Annotated in this window: 17 protein-coding genes; 11 read left to right on the plus strand and 6 right to left on the minus strand. The window is 69.2% G+C overall.

Going from position 1 to position 17,788, the window contains the following annotated elements:
* Positions 1-187: 187 nt before the first annotated feature.
* Positions 188-577, plus strand: coding sequence for a ribonuclease domain-containing protein (locus tag H9658_RS16410; protein WP_191826174.1), 390 nt, complete (start codon positions 188-190; stop codon positions 575-577).
* A gap of 290 nt (positions 578-867) precedes the next feature.
* Positions 868-3,018, plus strand: coding sequence for a TonB-dependent siderophore receptor (locus H9658_RS16415; protein WP_191826175.1), 2,151 nt, complete (start codon positions 868-870; stop codon positions 3,016-3,018).
* A 105-nt stretch (positions 3,019-3,123) separates the two neighbouring features.
* Here the strand turns inward: H9658_RS16415 and H9658_RS16420 are convergent, their stop codons facing one another.
* The 3 genes from H9658_RS16420 to H9658_RS16430 all read right to left on the minus strand — a co-directional run bounded on the left by H9658_RS16420 (position 3,124) and on the right by H9658_RS16430 (position 5,099).
* Positions 3,124-3,480 carry a DUF1428 domain-containing protein gene (locus tag H9658_RS16420; RefSeq protein ID WP_179569355.1) on the minus strand — a complete coding sequence of 119 codons (357 nt, stop codon included), beginning with the start codon at positions 3,478-3,480 and terminating at the stop codon, positions 3,124-3,126.
* Positions 3,481-4,269: 789 nt separating this feature from the next.
* Positions 4,270-4,755: a hypothetical protein gene (locus tag H9658_RS16425; RefSeq protein WP_191826176.1), complete on the minus strand. Its 486-nt coding sequence runs from the start codon at positions 4,753-4,755 to the stop codon at positions 4,270-4,272.
* Positions 4,756-4,901: 146 nt separating this feature from the next.
* Positions 4,902-5,099, minus strand: coding sequence for a hypothetical protein (locus H9658_RS16430; RefSeq protein WP_191826177.1), 198 nt, complete (start codon positions 5,097-5,099; stop codon positions 4,902-4,904).
* A gap of 76 nt (positions 5,100-5,175) precedes the next feature.
* Here H9658_RS16430 and H9658_RS16435 point away from each other — a divergent pair, with 76 nt between their 5' ends.
* From H9658_RS16435 to H9658_RS16445, 3 genes are all read left to right on the plus strand, one after another.
* Positions 5,176-6,396, plus strand: coding sequence for an exodeoxyribonuclease III (locus H9658_RS16435; protein ID WP_191826178.1), 1,221 nt, complete (start codon positions 5,176-5,178; stop codon positions 6,394-6,396).
* A gap of 152 nt (positions 6,397-6,548) precedes the next feature.
* Positions 6,549-7,013, plus strand: coding sequence for a DUF4126 domain-containing protein (locus H9658_RS16440; protein WP_191826179.1), 465 nt, complete (start codon positions 6,549-6,551; stop codon positions 7,011-7,013).
* Positions 7,010-8,398, plus strand: a complete 1,389-nt coding sequence (locus H9658_RS16445) for an FAD-containing oxidoreductase (protein WP_191826180.1) — start codon at positions 7,010-7,012, stop codon at positions 8,396-8,398. Before H9658_RS16440 ends, H9658_RS16445 begins: the two co-directional genes overlap by 4 nt.
* 135 nt (positions 8,399-8,533) lie before the next feature.
* Here H9658_RS16445 and H9658_RS16450 read toward each other — a convergent pair whose 3' ends face one another.
* On the minus strand, positions 8,534-9,352 hold the full coding sequence (locus tag H9658_RS16450; RefSeq protein WP_191826181.1) for an HDOD domain-containing protein: 819 nt from the start codon (positions 9,350-9,352) through the stop codon (positions 8,534-8,536).
* A gap of 625 nt (positions 9,353-9,977) precedes the next feature.
* Here H9658_RS16450 and H9658_RS16455 point away from each other — a divergent pair.
* Positions 9,978-10,472, plus strand: coding sequence for a hypothetical protein (locus tag H9658_RS16455; protein ID WP_191826182.1), 495 nt, complete (start codon positions 9,978-9,980; stop codon positions 10,470-10,472).
* Between the two features lie 71 nt (positions 10,473-10,543).
* Here the strand turns inward: H9658_RS16455 and H9658_RS16460 are convergent, their stop codons facing one another.
* The gene (locus H9658_RS16460) at positions 10,544-10,975 is read right to left on the minus strand and encodes a hypothetical protein (RefSeq protein WP_225210053.1); all 432 of its coding nucleotides are present in this window, start codon (positions 10,973-10,975) and stop codon (positions 10,544-10,546) included.
* 46 nt (positions 10,976-11,021) lie between these two features.
* Positions 11,022-11,495 (minus strand): YehS family protein, encoded by a 474-nt coding sequence (locus H9658_RS16465; RefSeq protein ID WP_179569339.1) that lies wholly within the window; start codon positions 11,493-11,495, stop codon positions 11,022-11,024.
* A 247-nt stretch (positions 11,496-11,742) separates the two neighbouring features.
* Between H9658_RS16465 and H9658_RS16470 the strand changes: the two genes are divergently transcribed.
* The 5 genes from H9658_RS16470 to glpK all read left to right on the plus strand — a co-directional run bounded on the left by H9658_RS16470 (position 11,743) and on the right by glpK (position 17,747).
* Positions 11,743-12,405 (plus strand): hypothetical protein, encoded by a 663-nt coding sequence (locus tag H9658_RS16470; protein WP_179569337.1) that lies wholly within the window; start codon positions 11,743-11,745, stop codon positions 12,403-12,405.
* A 58-nt stretch (positions 12,406-12,463) separates the two neighbouring features.
* Positions 12,464-13,318 carry a DeoR/GlpR family DNA-binding transcription regulator gene (locus tag H9658_RS16475; protein ID WP_191826183.1) on the plus strand — a complete coding sequence of 285 codons (855 nt, stop codon included), beginning with the start codon at positions 12,464-12,466 and terminating at the stop codon, positions 13,316-13,318.
* Between the two features lie 320 nt (positions 13,319-13,638).
* Complete coding sequence (glpD, locus tag H9658_RS16480) at positions 13,639-15,153, plus strand: glycerol-3-phosphate dehydrogenase (RefSeq protein ID WP_191826184.1); 1,515 nt, start codon at positions 13,639-13,641, stop codon at positions 15,151-15,153.
* A gap of 181 nt (positions 15,154-15,334) precedes the next feature.
* Positions 15,335-16,153, plus strand: a complete 819-nt coding sequence (locus tag H9658_RS16485; RefSeq protein WP_179569331.1) for an MIP/aquaporin family protein — start codon at positions 15,335-15,337, stop codon at positions 16,151-16,153.
* A gap of 94 nt (positions 16,154-16,247) precedes the next feature.
* Positions 16,248-17,747, plus strand: coding sequence for a glycerol kinase GlpK (gene glpK, locus H9658_RS16490; protein WP_191826185.1), 1,500 nt, complete (start codon positions 16,248-16,250; stop codon positions 17,745-17,747).
* The last annotated feature ends 41 nt before the right edge of the window (positions 17,748-17,788 follow it).

Below are 17,788 nucleotides of genomic sequence, written 5' to 3' on the forward strand. Positions count from 1 at the left end.
GCCGAGGCGGTGGCGTCCGGCACCTGCCGGCCCGCGTGCGCGCGGCGAACGCGCCGGCGGTCGCCGCACCCGGACATCGGGTGTTCGCGGACGGGCGGCGCAGGCATTTCTTCTCGTAGTCCGGTGCGCGGCCTGCGTGCTGTCCGCATCGGCGGCACTCCTTCCATCCGTTCCCAAGGAGTCCTCCATGTATCCCTCGATCAGATTCACGCTGCTGGCCGTTCTGGCCCTTTCGGCTGCGCAGGCGCAGGCGCAGAAGGCCCCGAGCTGCGGCACGCTGCCCACCTATGTGCGCGAGGCCGTTCGCGACCTGAACGATTGCATCACCATGCCCAATCCGATCGCCGCCTGCGGCGCGGGCGCCGTCGACGTGCAGGTGTTCGGCAACAACGAGCGACGCCTGCCCCAGGCTGGCCGCGGCAAGACCTATGACGAGGGCAAGGCACGGCACGATCCCGGCGGACAGGCCGGCACCTGTCGGCTGGTGTTCCTGGTCACCGACGGTGCCAAAAAGTCGGTCGTCGACAAGCGCTATTACCCGGCCGATCACTACGTCACCTTCTGCACGATTTCCTGAGCGACGGCCTGCCGCCACGCCAGGCTGCGTGCCCGGTCCGACCGGGCACGCTGTCCGGCGCGGCCTCGGCGGCAAGCGATGCAATTGCGCGCGCCGATGTCTTTTTGCGCAGACGCCCATGCGCATCCGCAAACGGCGCTTGCGCTGGGCGCGCGGCGTGCTCGTCCCGGCGGCGACGCTCGGATAAACTGCGCGGACTTGACGACGCGCAAGCCGTGTTCCTGCCAGCCCCAGTCGTGAGAATCCGCACAGGCCGCCTGCCTGTGTCTCACTTCATTCAGGGGTTTTCCATGTCCGCTTTCCCGCTTCGTGCCGCTGCCGTGCGCTTGAGCGTGCTGTCCGTCGGCTTGTCCATCGCGGTGTCGGCCGCGGCGCAGTCGGCTGCCGCCGACGATCCGACCACGCTGGACGCGATCAATGTCAACGCCGAACGCGCGGGTTCCTACACGGTCGAACAGACCGCGGCGGCGACGCGCCTGGCGCTGACCCCGCAGCAGACGCCGCAGTCGGTCAGCATCGTCACCGCGCAGCGGATCGAGGACCAGCACCTGACCTCGGTACGCGACGTGCTCGACAACGTCACCGGCGTGTCCTCCAACGCCTACGACACCGAGCGCGTGCTGTTCTATGCGCGCGGCTTCCTGGTCGAGAACATGGCCTACGACGGCGTGCCGGTCGCGCCGGGGATCAACTCGGGGTCCGCCGATGCCAGCCTGGATACGGCCATCTACGAACGCATCGAGGTATTGCGCGGGGCCAGCGGCCTGCTCACCGGCGCCGGCAGCCCGTCGGCGACGATCAACTTCGTGCGCAAGCGCGCCGACAGCCGCACGCTGCAGGCCGACGCAGCGCTGAGCGCCGGGTCGTGGAACACCCTGCGCGGTACCGCCGATGTCGCCGCGCCGCTGGCGGCCGACGGCAGCGTGCGCGGCCGGGTGGTCGGCGCCTACGAGCAGGGCGATTCCTACCTGGACCGCTACAGCAAGAAGAAGACCGTGCTGTACGGCGTGGTCGATGCCGACCTCGGCGCGGCCACCACGCTGAGCGTGGGGTACGACTACCAGAAGAACCGGCCCAAGGGCGTGACCTGGGGCACCTACCCGGTGTTCTACGACGACGGCAGTTTCCTCGAATGGCCGCGCGGCTTCAGCAGCGCTGCGGACTGGACCTACTGGAACACCACCACCGCCACCGCCTTCGCCGATCTCAAGCACCAATTCGGCAATGGCTGGCAGCTGCGGGCGCTGGCCAGTCACCGCGCCACCGACGGCGACATGGCGCTGTTCTACGTCTATGGATTCCCCAACCGCAGCACCGGCGAGACGCTGGAGCCGTACGCCTACCGCAGCCGCGACTGCGGCCGCCAGAACATGCTCGACGTGTACGCGTCCGGGCCGTTCCAGGCCTGGGGGCGCGAACACGAGCTGGTGCTGGGCCTGAGCGGTTCGCGCTACACCAAGCGGTCGTGGGTCAACGCCACCGAGACGCTGGCACCGATCGGCGATTTCCTGCAGTGGAACGGCGACTATCCGTATCCGCAGTTCGCGGCCGACGCCGACAAGGTCACCGATATCCGCACCGACCAGCAGGGCGCGTATGCCGCCGCGCGCCTGTCGCTGGCCGAACCGCTGACGCTGGTCGCCGGCGCCCGCTACAGCCGCTGGAAGAACGATACCGACGACCTGTACAGCGGCGTGTTCCGCCACGACCACCGCAAGACCGTGCCCTACGCCGGACTGATCTACGCGATCACCCCGGTGTATTCGGCGTTCGTCAGCTATACCGAGATCTTCGACCCGCAGGACAACCGCCGCAGCGACGGCAGCTTCCTCGATCCGGTGCTCGGCAGCAGCCGCGAGATCGGCCTCAAGGGCCGCCATCTCGACGGTCGCCTCAACACCGCGCTGGTGCTGTTCGACACCCGCCAGGACAACGTGGCCGAAGCCGACGTCGGCAAGACCCTGCCCGACGGCCTGACCCAGGCCTACGTGGCGGTGGACGGCACGCGCTCGCGCGGCTTCGAACTGGAAGCGTCGGGCGAGCTGAGCGAAGACTGGAGCGCGTCGTTCGGCTGGTCGCATTTCGAACTGGAAGGCCCGGACGGCGCCGACCTGCGCACCGCGCTGCCGCGCACGCTGGTGCGCCTGTTCACTACCTACCGGCTGCCCGGTGCCTGGAACCGGCTCAGCGTGGGCGGCGGCGCCAACTGGCAGTCCGCCAGCCGTGCCGCGGTGGATGGCCCCAACGGCCCGCAGCGCGTGGACCAGGCCTCGGTGACCTTGCTCAGCGCGATGGCGCGCTACGCCTTCAGTGCGCGGGCGTCGCTGCAGCTCAACGCGAACAACCTGCTGGATCGCAAGTATTTCGTGCTGGACGAGTACAGCAACCTGTACTACGCCGCCGGACGCAATGCGACGTTGAGTTTCAGCTACAGGTTCTGAGCCGCCCCGCGCTGCGCCGTCGTCGCAGCGCGGCATGGAGCGGCATGCGCGGGCGGCATGCGCTGTCGCGGCGCAGCGCCCGTCGCATGCCGACCGCTTGCGCGCCTATTTTTTCAGTTCCAGCACCGGCACGAAGCCGCCGTAGATCATGCGCTTGCCGTCGAACGGCATCGGATTGACCGCCGGATCCATGCGCGGGTCTTCCATCATTTTCTTCATGCCGGCATCGCGGGTCGCTTTGTCCGGCCACTCGATCCACGAGAACACCACCGTTTCGTCGTCCTTGGCGTCCACCGCGCGGAAGAAGTCGGTCTGCTGGCCGCGCGACACGTCGTCGCCCCAGCATTCGAGCACGCGCAGCGCGCCGAATTCGATGAAGACCGAATCGATGCGGGCGTGTTCGAGGAACTTCTCCTTGTTGGCCGTGGGCACGGCCAGCACGAAACCATCGACGTACGACATGGGAACCTCCGGGTGCGGCGCGCCGGGATGGGCGCCTTGTTGCATACGACGTGCGAGAAGGCGGGAAATCGACAAGCGATTGCCGAGTGGGAGATCTTGTCCGTCATGGCCCTGTGGCCATGTGAAGCCGTGCGATGCGCGAGGCGATGAGTGCGCCTGCCTGGCTTGGCGTGGCGTTCGCGCACGGCGCGCGCGAGGCAATTGGGCACGAGCGCGCCGCCGCCGGTTCGCTAGCTCATTGGGTCGCATGGACGGAGCGCCCCTGCGATTGCATCAAGGCGGGAGCGCGCCGGCGGCGTGCCTGGCGCAGTGGCGTTCTTCCATCGAACGCGCGAAGCCGTGCGGACCGGCCACGCACGCTGCGACGATGGACGCGGTTCGCCGGTATGCGCAGGCGTCGCCCGGGTGGCGGGCGGCCGCGAGGCGTGGATGGCAGACCGGGCTGGAACCGCATTGGGGCGCTCGGGCCGCGATGCATGCCACGCCAGCGATCGATGCGGTCAGGGGATTCCGATCCGCAGGACGCCCTCTGTGGGAGCGACTTCAGTCGCGACGGGCGTTGCCGGGAAAGCGCGTCGCGACTGAAGTCGCTCCTACATGGACATTGCCGCTGGGTGCGCTGCGGAAGGAACCCTGGGCAGTCTCGAGCCATCGGCTTCGACGCGTCGCCGGGGGCAGTGGTTGCGCTGCTTCGTCGGTCGCGGTTGAAACCGCTCCTGCCGCGAGCGAAAGGCCGACGGAAACGCGCCGATCCGCACCCGGGCCGCCATCTCCGCGCAGGGCGGCACGTCAGCCCCCGCTGGCGCCACCCGGGCATGCGGCGGTCAGCTTCAGCGTGTAGGACTGCAGGTCCCAGCGGTGCTGCGGGCTATCGTCCGGCACGTAGTGCCACGCCTGCAGGTAACCCTGCGCGCACGATGCGATGGCAATGCTGTCGCCGGGCGTGCCGGTCGCAGGCAAGGGCAGCGGCCGCGGCACCGCGCGGGTGGCGGCAGGCAGGCTCACGCTGTAGTCCAGGCTCACCGCGCTGAGCTGGTCGGGATCGCCCAGGCGCTTGCCGTCGATCGTCGAGGGATGCTGCACAAGCCACGCGCGGATCTGGCGCCACTCCGGCGTGTCCTTCGCATAGACGGTCTTGGTCACGATCCGCAGCGCGTCCTGCTGCGCGCTCGCGCTGCCGGCCAGTGCGGCCAGCGCCAGCACGGCGAGGCTTGCCAGCCGTTTCGGCCGCTGGCCAACCCCTGCCGCCTGATCGGTGCCGTTGTTCGACTGCATGCGTCCGCTCCTTGCCGATGGCCGTTAGGCCGAAAATACCATCGGCTTGGACGGGCGGCACGCGGTCTGCGCGGCGCCGGCTGCGGCAGGCACCCATTGTCTACGCGGCATGCAGCAGGACAGCCGCCGCATGCCGCGCCGCTTGCTCACTTGCCGGCGGCAATCGAGGCCTGCAACGCAGCGGCCAGCGCGGCGTCGCCGTTGACCAGGTCGCTCCAGCGCAACGCCAGGCCCTTGCGGCGGCCTTTCTCGGTGAGTTTCAGGCCGTCCGGGTCCACGGTCAGCGTATACGGCCTGCCGTCGATCTCCAGTTCGCGGCGCAGCGGTTTGTCGAGGGGGGTCATGGGCGCCTGCCGGTTTTCACGATGCGCCGAGCGTAGCTGGGCCAAGGTGATGGCCGGTTCTGCAACGGCGCATGCGATGAAGACGCTCAAGATCGCCACCTACAACGTCAACGGCATCCGCAGCCGCCTGCCGCAGCTGTTGCAATGGCTGCAGCGCGAGGCGCCGGACATCGTCGGGCTGCAGGAACTCAAGAGCGTGGATGCGGGCTTTCCGCTCGCGGAACTCCACGCTGCCGGCTATGGCGCGTTGTGGATGGGGCAGTCGGCCTGGAACGGGGTGGCGGTGCTGGCCAAGGGCAGCGATCCGGTGGAGAGTCGGCGCGGCCTGCCGGGCGATCCGCGCGATACGCAGAGCCGCTACCTGGAGGCGATGGCGCATGGCGTGCTGGTCGGCTGCCTGTACCTGCCCAACGGCAATCCGCGCCCGGGACCGAAGTTCGACTACAAGCTGGACTGGTTCGCGCGGCTGCAGCGGCATGCGCAGCAGTTGGTCGCACTGCCGCATCCGGTGGCGCTGATCGGCGACTTCAACGTGGTGCCGACCGACGCGGACATCTACAACCCGGCGTCGTGGCGCCGCGATGCGCTGTTGCAGCCGGAAAGCCGCCAGGCCTACGCCGACCTGCTTGCGCAGGGCTGGACCGACAGCCTGCGCAAGGTACACGGCGAGCGCCGGATCTACACGTTTTGGGATTACTTCCGCCAGCACTGGAAGCGCGATGCCGGCTTGCGCATCGATCACCTGCTGCTGAACCCGCCGCTGGCCGCGCGCCTGCACGACGCCGGCGTGGACCGGTGGGTGCGCGACCTGGCGCATGCCAGCGATCACGCGCCGACCTGGATCGCGCTGAAGACAGATGCGCCGCGCGGCGGCGTCGCCGCTTCGACCGACAAGGCAACCGGCTCGGCGAAAACCGGCCGGTCTGCGAAGACCGCGAAGGCGACGAAGCCGGCCAAGCCAACGCAGCCGGCGAAAGTCGGGAAAATCGCCAAGCCGCTCGCGCCGACGAAAGCGACCAAAGCGACCAAAGCGACCAAAGCGACCAAAGCGACCAAAGCGACCAAAGCGACCAAAGCGAAAGCGACCGGGGCGGCCAAAGCCGTGCAGTTGCCCAAGGCCAGCAAAACGGTCGAGCGGGCCGGGCAGGCCAGACCAGCGAAACCAGCCAAAGCCCCCAATGCAGGCACGCCAGCCAAGGCAGCCAAGGCGGCCAAGCCGGCGAAGCCGGGCAAGCGAGCGAACCCAACCAAGCGAGCAAATCCAACCAAGCGAGCAAGGCCGGCCCGAACGCCCTGACCGGCATTGCATGTGCGTGCGCAAATCGGCCCGGCATGGCGGGCGCGGTGCAGGGCTGCCTATACTCGAGGGCCGCTGCCGCCTGCCGTGCGGTACGCCGCGCTTGCCAGGTTGTCCCGGGTTTCTTTTTGCCACTTTCCGGAGTCGCCGCCATGAGCCTGCTCGTCGTCGCGCTGTTGATCGGAATCGTCGCTGGCCTGCGCGCGATGACCGCGCCGGCCGTGGTCAGCTGGGCCGCCAGCCTGGGCGTGCTGCCGTTGATCGGCACGCCGCTGGCGTTCCTGGGCTGGCGCTTCACGCCGTGGATCGTCTCGCTGCTGGCCATCGGCGAACTCGTCACCGATCAATTGCCGGGCACACCCAGCCGCAAGGTGCCGCTGCAGTTCGGCACGCGCATCGTGACCGGCGGCCTGTGCGGCGCGGCGGTGGGCATGGGCGGCGGGCTGTGGGTGGCGGCGATGGTCGCCGGTGCGCTCGGTGCGGTGCTGGGCACCTATGGCGGTGCCGCGGCGCGTGCGGCGATGGCGCAGCGTTTCGGGCGCGATCTTCCCGCCGCGCTGCTCGAAGACGCGGCGGCGATCGGCCTGGGCGTGCTGGCGATGGCGCTGCTGCGATGAGCCGTCCCTTCGACGCGATCGTGGTCGGCGCCGGCCAGGCCGGACCGTCGCTGGCCGGACGGCTGGTCGCGGCTGGCATGCAGGTGGCGCTGGTCGAGCGGCAGCTGCTCGGCGGCACCTGCGTCAACACCGGCTGCATGCCGACCAAGACCCTGGTGGCCAGCGCGCGCGTGGCGCACCTGGCGCGGCGCGCCGCCGACTACGGCGTGCAGGTGCAGGGAGAGGTCGGCATCGACATCGCGCGGGTGATGGCGCGCGCGCATGCGGTGACGCACAGCGCGCGCGACAACCTGGAGCAGTGGCTCGGCGGCATGCCCGGGCTCACCGTGTTGCGCGGCCATGCCCGCTTCGAGGCGCCGCAGCGGCTGCGCGTGGGCGAGGAGTGCATCAGTGCGCCGAAGATCTTCCTCAACGTCGGCGGACGTGCGCATGTGCCGGCGCTGCCGGGCGTGGAACGGATCGACTACCTGACCAATACCTCGATCCTGCAGCTGCAGGACGTGCCGCGGCACCTGGCGGTGATCGGCGGCAGCTACATCGGCCTGGAATTCGCGCAGATCTTCCGCCGCCTCGGCGCGCAGGTGACAGTCGTCGAGCAGCAGCCGCGCCTGATCGCGCGCGAGGACGAGGACGTCTCCGAATGCATCCGCACGGTGCTGGAAGGCGAGGGCGTGACGGTGCGGACCGGCGCGCAGTGCATCGCGTTCGCGCCGCATGCGCAGGGCGTGGCGGTGCAGGTGGATTGCCACGAAGGTGCGCCGCAAGTGATCGCCAGCCATGTGCTGCTGGCGATGGGGCGGCAGCCCAATACCGACGATCTGGGTCTGCAGCACGCCGGCATCGCCACCGACGCACGCGGCTACATCGTCGTCGACGAGCAACTGGCGACCAGTGCCGCGGGCGTGTGGGCGCTGGGCGACTGCAACGGCCGCGGCGCGTTCACCCACACCGCCTACAACGACTACGAGATCGTCGCCGCCAACCTGCTCGACGGCGGCCAGCGCCGGGTGTCGCAGCGCGTGCCCGGCTATGCGCTGTACACCGATCCGCCGCTGGGCCGGGTCGGCATGACCGAGGCGCAGGCGCGCGCCAGCGGCCGTCCGCTGCTGTTCGCCAAGCGGCCGATGACCCAGGTCGGGCGCGCGCGCGAGAACGGCGAGACCGCCGGCTTCATGAAACTGGTGGCCGATGCGCAGACCCACCGCATCCTCGGCGCGGCGATTCTCGGCATCAACGGCGACGAAGCCATCCATGGCGTGCTCGACCTGATCAACGCCGGGCAACCGTTCGAGACGCTGCAATGGGCGGTGCCGATCCACCCGACCGTGTCGGAACTGTGGCCGACCGTGGTTGGCGCGCTGCAGGCCGAGGCGGCCAGCGCGTAGCGCACGCGCCCGCCATCAAACCTGTAGGAGCGGCTTCAGCCGCGACCGGGCGTTACCCTAACGTCCGGTCGCGGCTGAAGCCGCTCCTACAGGGGATCCGATCGCCTTCGTTGCCGAAGGCGCGACGAGAAACGCTTAGCGCAGCATCTCGGTGAACGCGCGGTCGGCCTCGATCACGTCCGGCAGCGCGGCGAACAGCGCGTCCAGGTCCACGTCGTCCAGCAGCGGGCCGCTGACCGCCTGCCGCGCTTCCGGGGTCGCGCCGCCGTGGCGCTCCAGCGCATCGGCGACCAGCGCCGCCTGTGCCACCACGCGCGGCATCGGCTGGTCTTCCGGCGCCTGCAGCGGCCGTGCCTGGAAGGCGATCGCGGTCTGGATCACCTCCGGCAGGTGCCAGCGCCGCGCCAGCTCGGCGCCCACTTCCGGGTAGCCGAAGCCCAACTGCACGGTCTCGTCGGCGGCGCGGCCGCTGGACGAGGCATCCGGATGCAGCTGCGCGGCATAGTCCGGCGCGCCGGTCTGGATCAGCAGCTCGCCGATGTTGTGCATCATCCCGCAGGTGAACGCGGTCTCCGCATCCAGGCCCTTCTGCCTGGCCAGCAGCCGGCACACGCCGGCGACCTCGAAGCTGTGCAGCCAGAACGCGCGCAGGTCGAAATGGGCCGGCGCATGGAACGCGTCGGTCATCGACGAGGCCAGCACCAGCGTACGCAGCGTGTTGAAGCCCAGGCGCAGCGCCGCGTCCTCGACGCTGGTCGAATCGCGCGCGCCGCGGAACCGCGCCGAATTGGCCAGGCGCAGCACCTTGGCGGCGATCACCGGGTCGCGCTCGATGCTGCGCGCCACGCTGTCCAGGCTGGTGGTGGGATTGTCGAATTGCAGGATCAGCTCCTGCGCCACCTTGGGGATGGTCGGCAGGGTGTGCAACTGGTCGAACAGCACCTCTAGTTTCATGGGGACCTCAAAACGGAACAGGAGGGGGCGCCATCCGCGCGGGCGGCGGCGCTCGCCATGGGAGCGAATCCCGCGCATCGTAGACCGAATCGCGCCGAGCGGCGTGCACACCTGGGGGTATGGTCCGTCCTGATGGCGCCGGCTGGACATGCCGCAAGACGTGTGGACAACGCGTTGCGGGAGCGGCGCTGGGCGGCCTCGGCAAGCGTTTCCGTTGCTAGCCGCTGCAAGCGGGCGCCGACCGTCGATGCCTGGACCGGAAGATGCGCGTCGCGTGGCGCTCGAACGCGTGCGTGCGCCCGCGCCGGACCGCGAGCGTCGGTCGTCCGGTAGTCCCCCGTGGCGGTGCTTCTCGCCCGTCGCGACACGAGTGCCCAGGGGTCGGGCTGGCACGGGCGCGAACACCGGCAGCGCCACGATGCGATCGCCGTGGCCGGTCGTGAACACGATTCGCCGAGCGGCGGCGGCCGGCCGCATCGTTCGCTGCCGAGCAGGCGGTCCACGATGGCGGCCGGTGCGGCGCGTCATCCAAGTGTCACCGAATTGACCCAAACTTGCCGAACTGGGGAGCAGGTCCCATCGACCGTGCGGCCTTTCTCATCCGCGAACGCGGCAGGATCGAACGATGAAATACATAGTGCTGGCGCTGGCATGCGCCCTGGCGGCACCGGCGGCGCTGGCGCAGTCGGGGTATGTGGAGATCGAGCGCAAGTTGAGCGCCGAGCAGTTGCGCGAGGTCGGGCTGACTCCGGCGCAACTGGCCACGCTCAACCGCCTGCTGCGCGACGCCGAGACGCGCGAGGCGGCACAGGCCCCGGCGCGGCCCGCGTCGGCGCCTGCAGCGGCCGTCGCCGGCGATCCTCAGGCCGGGCAGGGCATGATGATCGGCCTGGACGACGGCCCGATCAGCGCCCGCGTGCAGGGCGAAGTCGCCGGCTGGGCGCCGGGCACCGTGTTCGTGCTGGACAACGGCCAGCAGTGGAAGGTGCTCAAGGGCAGCATGACCCTGCGCACCGCGCTGGCCTCGCCGGCGATCAAGGTCGTGCCCGGCATCGCCGGACGCTGGTTCCTGCAGGTGGACGAAGACCTGCCGAAGGCGCGGGTCTACCGGATCCGCTGAGCGCCTGCGGCGTACCGCACGCGGCGCCTGGCTGGGCGTGCCGGCATTGGAGGGACCCAGCGACATCGCCATCAAGTTGCGTGTTCGAAGGCCTCGAGCAGCTTGGCGCCCAGCCGCGCGTCATCCATGCCGCAGTGGATGGTGTGCTCGTCGCTGTCCTCCCCGCCGTGGTGGCGGAAATCGACGGATGGGATGAAGGCCACTGTATCGCCGGTCCATTCGACGCCCACGGCTGTTGCCTTCTTGCCGAGTGCGGCCCAATGCTTGACGCCGGCGGCGTGCAGGATCGGCCGCTGGATGCGCTTCCATTCGGACTGCGGCGGATGCGCGACGCCTTCGATCGAATGTTCCAGCGCTTGCCTGATCGCGCGCGCCAGCCCCGCTGGATCGTCCGCACGGATGGACAGAACCTCCCCATGCGCGATCCACAGGCCGGTGTCGGTCAACGACATCGCTTGAAGCAGGACGGTTCCCTCGATCCTGTAGGCGGCCACCTTCTTCATCCTGGCTCCGGGTGGTGTCCTGCCATCGGCCGCGGCGCGACCTGGCTCACCCCGCCGCGCGCATGCGCAGCGTCAGCCCCTTGAGGAAGTTGCGCAGCAGCTGGTCGCCGCACAGGCGGAAGTTCTTGTGCTCGGGCTGGCGGAACAGCGCCGACAGCTCCGGCTTGGACACCGGGAAGCCGGCGTCGGCGAAGATCTGGTGCATGTCCACGTCCTTGAGCTGGAACGCCACGCGCAGCTTCTTCAGCACCACGTTGTTGGTGACCCGGGTTTCCACCGGGCGCGCGGGCAGGCTGTCGTCGCGGCCGCGGTAGTGGAACACCAGCCCGTCGAGGAAGTGCGCCAGCACCAGATCGCTGCATTCGACGAAGCCGTCCTCGTCTTCCTTCTTCAGGTAGGCCGGCACTTCGCTCTTGTCGATCGGGAAGGCGGGATCGGCGAGGTGGACCGTGTCCACGATCATCTGGTCGCTCAGGTCGAGCATGTAGCGGATGGAGCGCAGTACGTCGTTGTTGATCATGGCCGGTCCGGTGCTGCCGGTCGCGTCCGGCTGGGTGCGTAGTCTAGCCGTGTCATCCATCGCGGGCAGGCCGCCATCTGCCGGGACCGATCCGCGCGCCGTGGTCGCTGGCGTCCCCGCTGCGCCCTTGCCCGCACGTGGCCGCATCTCCGCGTTTCCACAGCCCGCTGTTTCACAGGCGTGGCCGGGCTGCGTCTTTAGGGCTGGAGCGAATGCGCTCCGTCCCCATGGATCGCAGGAGTCGACGATGAGCAATTATCTCCCCCAGCGCAGCTACCGCCAGGGCAAGTTCGAGCTGGAGGTGTATCCCTACGTGGCCCCGCCGGACAACGTGTTCGAGGCACTCGCGGCGCTGCAATACGGCGCCGATTTCCGCCTGCGCTTCAGCCGTGCCGCGCCGCAGAGTGGGGAATTGGGGCTGATCCAGCTGATTCTTCCGCAGACCCGGGTGTTCACCCATACCGTGATCGGAAGCTGGAACGTGGACAAGCGCGCGGCCGATCCGGCGCAGCGGCCGATGCTGCGTTGCCTGTACGGCGAGCCGGACCACTTGGTCGGCCCGCATTCGGCCTACTATGAAGGCCAGCCCGTGCGCAGTACCGGCGCCACCGAGTGCAGCCTGATCGACACGCCGCGCGAGTTCAACGCCGCGATCGAGGCCGGCCGCTTCAGCGGCACGACCGAAACCCGCTTCGCCAACTATCTGGTCGACCTTGCGAGCGGCGAGGTGTACGACCAGGGCATCGTCTGGCGCTACCACGTCATCCAGGACGCGACGCATCTGACCCGTTTCGACCTCAGCATCGACCCGCCGACGCCATGCACGCTGAAGACCAGCAGCGCGCACCGCGGTGCGCTCGCGCGCTTCCTGGGCATGGAGCGTGACGAGGTCACCAGCTTCGTGCGCTGATCCGCTGGATCGCCGGCGGCGTTTGCATCCGCGCGCGCATGCGCCCCATCATCGGCGCATGGACAACACGATTCCCAAGCCGGGCGCGATGCCGGCGCTCAATCCGCGCCAGGAACAGCTGGTGGCGCTGGTGCGGCAGCAGGGCTATGCCGAAGTGGAAGGGCTGGCCACGCGTTTCGAGGTGACCCCGCAGACCATTCGCCGCGACGTGGCGCTGCTGTGCGAGGCCGGCCTGTTGCGCCGCTACCACGGCGGGGTCAGCCTGCCGTCGAGCGTGGAGAACCTGGCCTACACCGCGCGCAAGGCGCTGCAGGCGCAGGAGAAGCGGCGCATCGCCACGCTGCTGGCGCAGCACATCCCCGACGACGCGTCGCTGTTCATCAACATCGGCACCACCAACGAGGACGTGGCGCGCGCGCTGATGGGGCACAGCGGGCTGCGGGTGATCACCAACAACCTCAACGTGGCGGTGATGATGAGCGCCAATCCGAGCTTCGAGGTGATGGTGGCCGGCGGGCGCGTGCGCGGCCGCGACCAGGGCGTCACCGGCGAGGCGACGATCGAGCTGATCCGCCAGTTCAAGGTGGATTTCGGGGTGATCGGCATTTCCGGCATCGATCCGGACGGCACCTTGCTGGATTTCGATTTCCACGAGGTGCGGGTGGCGCAGGCCATCATCGAGCACTCGCGGCAGGTGTTCCTGGCCGCCGACCACAGCAAGCTCGGCCGCAACGCCATGGTCCGGCTCGGGCCGATCGCGCGGGTCCAGGCCTGGTTCACCGACCGTGCGCCGCCGCCGGAACTCGCCGCGGTGCTGGCCGAGGCCGGCACCCGCGTGTTCGTCGCCGAGGGGGGCGCCGACGGCGAGGCCGAAGCGGATGTGGCGGCCGGCAGCCAGGCCGATCCGGACTGAGCGCCGCATCGGGAGGAGGCCGGGCGGCCCAGCGACCGCGGCGAACGACACGGCGACCCCGTATTTCGTGTGCGTTTATGTTCGTATTGTTTCGTTACTATGACGTTAAACTCTGCCGAAAGTCGCTGTCGGCGGGAGGTCTGGTGCCGGAAATGGGGCGGTTTGCATGCGCCTATGCCGCGAACGGCAAGGCTTTGCGTTGACTCCACGCTGCGCTGCAGCGTGCTATGTTCGAAAATGTTCTTTTACGATCTTTTCGTCCTTCGTCGTCGACCCGAGCGTTCGCTCGCCCGGGGACACGACGCTTCCGGAGTCAGGCAATGCGCGAGATCTACGATGTGCTGGTGGTCGGTGGCGGCATCAACGGCGTGGGCATCGCCCGCGACGCGGTTGGCCGCGGCCTGTCGGTGTGCCTGTGCGAGCGCGACGATCTGGCCTCGCATACCTCCAGCGCCAGCACCAAGCTGATCCACGGCGGGCTGCGCTACCTGGAGCAATACGAGTTCGCGCTGGTCGGCAAGGCGCTGGCCGAGCGCGAAGTGCTGCTGCGCCTGGCCCCGCACATCATCTGGCCGCTGCGCTTCCTGCTGCCGCACCAGCCGCATCTGCGCCCGGCGTGGATGATCCGCACCGGCCTGTTCCTGTACGACCATCTCGGCCGCGGCCGTCGCACCTTGCCGGGCTCCAGGCGCATGGCGCTGCGTTCGGATCCGGTCGGCGCGCCGCTGCGCGAGGAATTCCGCACCGGCTTCGTGTATTCCGACGCCTGGGTACAGGACGCGCGGCTGGTGGTGCTCAACGCGATGGACGCAGCGCAACGCGGCGCGCGCATCCTGACCCGCACCCGCTGCGTCGCGGCGCGCCGCGTCGGCGGCGTATGGCAGGTGCAACTGGAGCATGCCGACGGGCACCGCCAGGACGTGCAGGCGCGCGCGCTGGTCAATGCCGCCGGGCCGTGGGCGGTGCAGTTCCTGGACGACGTGGCCAAGGTCGGCCACGACCACGCGCTGCGCCTGGTCAAGGGCAGCCACATCGTGGTGCCGCGGCTGTTCGAGCACGACCATGCCTACATCTTCCAGCAGCCCGACCGGCGTATCGTGTTCGCGATCCCCTACGAGCACGACTTCACCTTGATCGGCACCACCGACGTGGACTACCGCGCCGATCCGTCCGCGCCGAAGATCGATGCCGAGGAGACTCGCTACCTGTGCGAGGCGGCCAACCGCTATTTCCTCAAGCAGATCGCGCCCAGCGACGTGGTGTGGAGCTACAGCGGCGTGCGCCCGCTGCTCGACGACGAGGAGGACAACGCCGCCGAGGTCACCCGCGACTACCTGCTGGAACTGGACACGGACGGCGGCGCGGCGCTGCTCAACGTGTTCGGCGGCAAGCTCACCACGTATCGCAAGCTGGCCGAAGAGGCGGTGGACCGGCTGGTCGCGCAGGCCGGGCGCAAGGCGCCGGCCTGGACCGCGCGCGGCGCGCCGTTGCCCGGCGGCGAGCGCCGCGACATCCGCGCGTTGGCGCAGGAGCTGCGCGCGGCGCGGCCGTGGCTGAGCGAGGCGACCGCGTGGCGGCTGGCACGCAACTACGGCACCCGTGCGGTGCAGCTGCTGGGCGACGCGGCATCGGTGCAGCAACTGGGCCAACACTTCGGCGCCGATCTGTACCAGGCCGAAGTGGACTACCTGCGCGAACACGAGTGGGTGACCCAGGCCGACGACCTGCTGTGGCGCCGCAGCAAGCTGGGCCTGCGCATCGACGCCGCCGGCCGCCAGCGCCTGATCGACTATCTGCAGCAGGCGCCGGCCGCGGTGGCCGCCGCGCCCGCATGAGCCGCGCACCGCGGCCGGCCCGCCCGCCATCGGGCGCCGGCCGTGCGTGCACAATCGCCGCGCGCATCGGCCATCGCCGCCGCGCGCGAACCTGGAAACGACCGTGGAGGGTGGCAGGCATGTGCAAACCGACGACCGGCATCGCCGGCAATGCGACGACAGCGACACGGGAGCCGCGGCCATGAACCGGCAACTGCTCGGCGAGCTGATTTCCGAAGCGGTGGCGATGGTGATCATCATCGCCTTCGGCTGCTCGGTGGCATGCATGTACGTGCTGTACGACCCCAGCCCCTACCAGCACGCCTACTGGGGCGTGTGCATGGCCTGGGGCCTGGCGGTGACGATCGCCATCTACGTCACCGCGTCGGTCTCCGGCACCCACGCCAACCCGGCGGTGACCCTGGCGCTGGCGCTGTTTCGCGGTTTTGCGTGGAAGAAGGTGCTGCCGTACTGGGCGGCGCAGGTGGTCGGCGCGTTCCTCGGCGCGGCCATCGTCTATCTGCTGTTCGCGCCGGTGATCGACCATTACAACCAGACCCAGCACCTGACCCGCGCGGCGGGCGGGGCGGCCGGCGTGTTCTTCACCGCGCCGGGCCTGGCGATTACGCCGATGCACGCGCTGCGCGACCAGGTGATCATGACCGCGTTCCTGATCTTCGGCATCTTCGCCATCACCGAGCGCTACAACGAGGCCGCGCCCGGCGCCAATGCCGGCGCGCTGATCATCGGCCTGCTGGTGGCGACCATCGGCGCCTCGATGGGCTACCTGGAGGCGTGGGCGATCAATCCGGCGCGCGATTTCGGGCCGCGCCTGTTCGCCTATTTCGCCGGTTGGGGGTCCTCGGCGCTGCCGTCGGCCGACAACTACTGGTGGATCCCGATCGTCGGCCCGCTGGTCGGCGGCGTGATCGGCGGCGCCGCCTACCAGTGGCTGATCTATCCGTTCCTGCCGGCGCGGGTGAAAGCGCTCGAGGAAGAAGCGGCGTCGCGCCGGGCCTGAGCCGGCGCGCGGTATCCGGTGCCGGCGTCGCCGGCACCTTCCCAATCATTCCGGGCGCCGCGGCGCGCGCCTTACGACCCCGCAGGAGTCACCGATGGAAAAGAAATTCATCCTGGCCATCGACCAGGGCACCACCAGTTCGCGCGCGATCCTGTTCGATCGCAAGGGTCACATCGTGGGCATGGCGCAGCGCGAGTTCGGGCAGATCTTCCCGCAACCGGGCTGGGTGGAACACAACCCGCGCGAGATCATGACCAGCGTCTACACCACGATCACCGAACTGCTGAACAACCAGCAGGTGGACGCCAGCGCGATCGCCGGCATCGGCATCACCAACCAGCGCGAGACCGCGGTGGTGTGGGACCGCGCCACAGGACAGCCGATCTACAACGCCATCGTCTGGCAGTCGCGGCAGACCAAGGACATCTGCGAGCAGCTCAAGGCCGCCGGCCACGAGGACATGGTGCGGGCCAAGACCGGCCTGCTGATCGATGCGTATTTCTCCGGCACCAAGGTCAAGTGGATCCTCGACCATGTCGAGGGCGCGCGCGAACGCGCGCAGCGCGGCGAGCTGGCGTTCGGCACCATCGACAGCTGGCTGATCTGGAACCTCACCGCCGGCAAGGTCCACGTCACCGACTACACCAACGCCTCGCGCACGCTGCTGTACAACATCCACGAACTGCGCTGGGACGAAGAGCTGCTGCAGATGCTCGACATCCCCGCCTCGATGCTGCCGGAGGTGCGCTCTTCCAGCGAGATCTACGGCACCACCCAGGGCCAGTATTTCTACGGCCATGAAGTGCCGATCGCCGGCATCGCCGGCGACCAGCAGGCGGCGCTGTTCGGCCAGGCCTGCTTCGAGCCGGGCATGGCCAAGAACACCTACGGTACCGGCTGTTTCATGCTGATGAACACCGGCGAGAAAGCGGTGGAATCCAAGAACGGCCTGCTCACCACTATCGCCTGGGGCGTGGACGGCAAGGTCGTGTACGCGCTGGAAGGGGCGATCTTCGTCGCCGGCTCGGTGGTGCAGTGGCTGCGCGACGGCCTGCGCATGCTCGGCAAGGCCAGCGACTCGGAAGAGTACGCCGAGCGCGCCGGCGACAACGACGGCGTGTACTTCGTGCCGGCGTTCGTCGGCCTGGGCGCGCCGTACTGGCGCAGCGACATCCGCGGCGCGGTGTTCGGGCTGACCCGCGGCACCACCAAGGAACATTTCATCCGCGCCGCGGTGGAGTCGATGGCGTATCAGACCCGCGACGTGCTGGCCGCGATGCAGGTCGATTCGGGCATCGAGTTGAAGGAACTGCGCGCCGACGGCGGCGCGATCAGCAACGACTTCATGGCCCAGTTCCAGAGCGACATCCTCGACGTGCCCGTGCTGCGCCCGGAAGTGGCGGAAACCACTGCGCTGGGCGCTGCCTACCTGGCCGGCCTGGCGACGGGTTTCTGGAAGGACCGTGCGGAGATCGCGCAGCAGTGGGCGGTGGACCGCCGCTTCGAACCGCGCATGCCGGCCGACCGCCGCGAGGAACTGTACGCTGGCTGGCAGCAGGCGGTGGAAGCGACGATGGGGTTCCGCATTCGCTAACAGTCGCCAACCCTTCCGTTGCTTCCTGTAGGAGCGGGGGG

Origin of the sequence: Xanthomonas bonasiae (assembly GCF_014836395.1) — a bacterium.
GTDB lineage: Bacteria > Pseudomonadota > Gammaproteobacteria > Xanthomonadales > Xanthomonadaceae > Xanthomonas_A > Xanthomonas_A bonasiae.

What these genes read in the sequence shown, in the direction of transcription:
- H9658_RS16410 (WP_191826174.1), top strand. Translation starts at nt 188, where the DNA reads ATGTATCCCTCGATCAGATTCACGCTGCTGGCCGTTCTGGCCCTTTCG.
- H9658_RS16415 (WP_191826175.1), top strand. Translation starts at nt 868, where the DNA reads ATGTCCGCTTTCCCGCTTCGTGCCGCTGCCGTGCGCTTGAGCGTGCTG.
- H9658_RS16420 (WP_179569355.1), bottom strand. Translation starts at nt 3,480, where the DNA reads ATGTCGTACGTCGATGGTTTCGTGCTGGCCGTGCCCACGGCCAACAAG.
- H9658_RS16425 (WP_191826176.1), bottom strand. Translation starts at nt 4,755, where the DNA reads ATGCAGTCGAACAACGGCACCGATCAGGCGGCAGGGGTTGGCCAGCGG.
- H9658_RS16430 (WP_191826177.1), bottom strand. Translation starts at nt 5,099, where the DNA reads ATGACCCCCCTCGACAAACCGCTGCGCCGCGAACTGGAGATCGACGGC.
- H9658_RS16435 (WP_191826178.1), top strand. Translation starts at nt 5,176, where the DNA reads ATGAAGACGCTCAAGATCGCCACCTACAACGTCAACGGCATCCGCAGC.
- H9658_RS16440 (WP_191826179.1), top strand. Translation starts at nt 6,549, where the DNA reads ATGAGCCTGCTCGTCGTCGCGCTGTTGATCGGAATCGTCGCTGGCCTG.
- H9658_RS16445 (WP_191826180.1), top strand. Translation starts at nt 7,010, where the DNA reads ATGAGCCGTCCCTTCGACGCGATCGTGGTCGGCGCCGGCCAGGCCGGA.
- H9658_RS16450 (WP_191826181.1), bottom strand. Translation starts at nt 9,352, where the DNA reads ATGAAACTAGAGGTGCTGTTCGACCAGTTGCACACCCTGCCGACCATC.
- H9658_RS16455 (WP_191826182.1), top strand. Translation starts at nt 9,978, where the DNA reads ATGAAATACATAGTGCTGGCGCTGGCATGCGCCCTGGCGGCACCGGCG.
- H9658_RS16460 (WP_225210053.1), bottom strand. Translation starts at nt 10,975, where the DNA reads ATGAAGAAGGTGGCCGCCTACAGGATCGAGGGAACCGTCCTGCTTCAA.
- H9658_RS16465 (WP_179569339.1), bottom strand. Translation starts at nt 11,495, where the DNA reads ATGATCAACAACGACGTACTGCGCTCCATCCGCTACATGCTCGACCTG.
- H9658_RS16470 (WP_179569337.1), top strand. Translation starts at nt 11,743, where the DNA reads ATGAGCAATTATCTCCCCCAGCGCAGCTACCGCCAGGGCAAGTTCGAG.
- H9658_RS16475 (WP_191826183.1), top strand. Translation starts at nt 12,464, where the DNA reads ATGGACAACACGATTCCCAAGCCGGGCGCGATGCCGGCGCTCAATCCG.
- glpD (WP_191826184.1), top strand. Translation starts at nt 13,639, where the DNA reads ATGCGCGAGATCTACGATGTGCTGGTGGTCGGTGGCGGCATCAACGGC.
- H9658_RS16485 (WP_179569331.1), top strand. Translation starts at nt 15,335, where the DNA reads ATGAACCGGCAACTGCTCGGCGAGCTGATTTCCGAAGCGGTGGCGATG.
- glpK (WP_191826185.1), top strand. Translation starts at nt 16,248, where the DNA reads ATGGAAAAGAAATTCATCCTGGCCATCGACCAGGGCACCACCAGTTCG.